The organism is Segatella copri, assembly GCF_026015465.1.
Classification (GTDB): Bacteria; Bacteroidota; Bacteroidia; order Bacteroidales; family Bacteroidaceae; genus Prevotella; species Prevotella copri_E.
The window spans coordinates 1-2,499 of record NZ_JAPDUQ010000011.1 but is presented as its reverse complement, the minus strand read 5'-3'; the positions used below and the strand labels follow the sequence as shown (position 1 = coordinate 2,499).

The following is a 2,499-nucleotide window of genomic DNA, read 5'->3' as shown; positions in this document are numbered from 1 at the left end:
CGGTAAATCAGTTTTTTGAGTCCAATGGAGTACCTTACCATGTATTTGAGAAGTGGTACAAGAAAAAGTACCAGTCTCCCAATGTTGTTGAGTGTGTGGTCAAGGGGGCACCTGAGGCACCCAACGTGAATCAGGCAAATGCTAAACAAGTTACATCAACTGCAAGTGTATCTCCAGTCGAGGATGCGGTTGTCGTCAAGTATGTCAATATTGGACTTAGCAATGGTATGAAGATAGAGCATCATAATTTGAGTTATTCTAGTCTTCAAAGTTTCATCTCCAAACTTCAAGCCTTATGTTTAGCTTAAATGGTGCCGTAAAATATAAGTATATTCCCAACTATCAGGATATGCGTGGAGGTTATGACAAGTTATGTGGTGTTGTTCGCTCACTGGGAGAGGATCCTGATGATGGTACAGCCTACGTCTTTACGTCCAAAAATCAGAAGATAGTCAAGATAATCCGACATGAGCACAATGAGTGCCAAATGTATTTTCAGAAGTTCGACAAGAACATGAGCTTTGTTCGCTTGGAGTTTGAGGGCGTTGCTCCTATATATGTGCTGGAGTGGAAATATCTTGTGGCTATGCTGTCGTGCCCAGTCATCAAGAAGATTGGTCCGATAGAAATGAAATGTTATCAAGAAGTAGCATGACATACATCTTACAGTTAAATATACTAAATTTAGTGTATGGGATTTTAACTGTTTGTTTTATTTAATTTGTTGTGTATCAGTTATTTATAAGGTATTACAAGATGCGTTTTAGCATTGATGTGGCAGCCTGTGCAGGACTTAAAAAAGACTCACATAGGGTGGTATTACTAATCATGCCAAATGCGGTTTAATACTCTAAATTACTGAATATCAGATTGTTAAATTAGATTTATGAATTTTGTTATGTCTTATAATATGGGTACTTTTGCATCAGCAAATCGTTTCATATTATGGCAGAAATACATACAGACATAGATCGCATGATAATGCAAGCTCAGTATCTGTTGGCGATGAACCAATCGCCAGTGGATACTGACATGACAGATATGGAACGTAAGCAATATCAAGACCAGATAAAGGAACTCATTCAGACAGTCAAGACGCTTTTGGATGCCAATGTTACCTTGGGTGAAAAGCAAAAGGAGGCAGAGGCGAAAGCCCAGAAGTCTGATGCGAGAATTGCAGAGTTGCAAGCCCAAGTGGATAAACTCAACGGCGAGCTACAGGCTCGCCGCCGCAAGATACATGGCAAGAACAGCGAGAAGAAGTCTGGCGCAAAGTCTGGGGACAAAGGTAAAACCAAGGATGAGGCTGAGGATGACTATATAAATAATGGGTGTCAGCAGTCTAAGGAGTCTGAGGAATCTTCGGACGAAGAGTCTGATGAATCCTCGGAGGCAACCAATCCCAAGGGAGATTTGAGTAAGCGCCCAGACCACTATAACACCATGCAAGCTGAGACTTGTGTGGTTCATGAGTGTGACTTGGAAAAGGTCAAGGCAATGGGTTTGACCTTCTTGCGCTATACTCGCCCTGTGGACCAGTTTGACCGTATCAGCATGATTCGCCAAGACCGTTACCGCTATGTGTGGGTTCGTGATAAGGAGGGTAAGGAGTTCGCTTTCTTTATCCCTATGGATAAGGATGTAGAGCAACGCTCCTGCAAGTTTGTCGATGAGTCGAAGTATGACATGCCTACAGTCGTCCCTCATACGAGTGGTACAAGTTCCATGGTATCCGACTTGGTTGTCAATCGCTTTCAGTATGCGATAACGAGCGGACGTGAGATGTACCGCATGATTAATGAGAAGATGAAGATGTCAAAGATGTCTATCTTCAATTGGTTGCGTCATGGTGCAGAGTTTTTGGAGAATTGCTTGGAAACAATAAAAACATGGCTTCTAAAACCTGGTACCACAATCTATTGTGATGAGTCTTGGGTTGACACCAAGGTGACGGAAGCCAATGGCGAGGTTCATTACAGACGACGGTATATGTGGGTCATAGTCAATTTGACCACGAAGGTTTGTTATTATTTGTATGGTAGCAGGCGACAAGAGGTTATCAAAGAGTTTCTTGGCGACTTCAAGGGTACATTGATGACCGATGCCTATGCGGCTTACCTTTACTTCAATAAGTTGAAGGACTGCACTCATGTATGTTGCTGGTCGCACGTTAGAAGACTGTTTGTCTCAGCGAGTCGTGACTACAAGGATACCTTGGCACAGGCATTCATAGATTTGATCGGTATATTATATAAGGTCGAAGTTGAGAATCAAGTATTGGGTCGCACAGAAAAAGAGATAGTCAAGCATCGAGGTGAGGAATCCCTACCAGTGTTACACGACATCTATCAGCAAGCGACGGCACTGTTGAAACAGTTTGAGAAAAACGAGATTAAGCTCTCCGCTAAGTTGCAACAAGCCTTGATATATATGACCAAGCATTGGGAAGAGCTGATGGCATATACGAAGATAGGCAGCGTCTTGATAGATAACAACTGC

At 42.5% G+C, this 2,499-nt stretch carries 3 protein-coding genes; all 3 read left to right on the top strand.

The features are described from left to right. The coding region (locus tag ONT08_RS16395; protein WP_264960468.1) for a hypothetical protein at positions 1–308 on the top strand (308 nt) is incomplete at its 5' end. After that, complete coding sequence (gene tnpB, locus ONT08_RS16390; protein ID WP_119236501.1) at positions 296–655, top strand: IS66 family insertion sequence element accessory protein TnpB; 360 nt, start codon at positions 296–298, stop codon at positions 653–655. The genes ONT08_RS16395 and tnpB, both read left to right, overlap by 13 nt. A 290-nt stretch (positions 656–945) precedes the next feature. After that, a partial coding sequence (locus ONT08_RS16385) for an IS66 family transposase (protein WP_264960467.1) occupies positions 946–2,499 on the top strand: 1,554 nt, incomplete at its 3' end.

Bases quoted from the DNA above. Each gene is read 5' to 3' on its own strand.
- tnpB (WP_119236501.1), top strand. From the start codon at position 296: ATGTTTAGCTTAAATGGTGCCGTAAAATATAAGTATATTCCCAACTAT.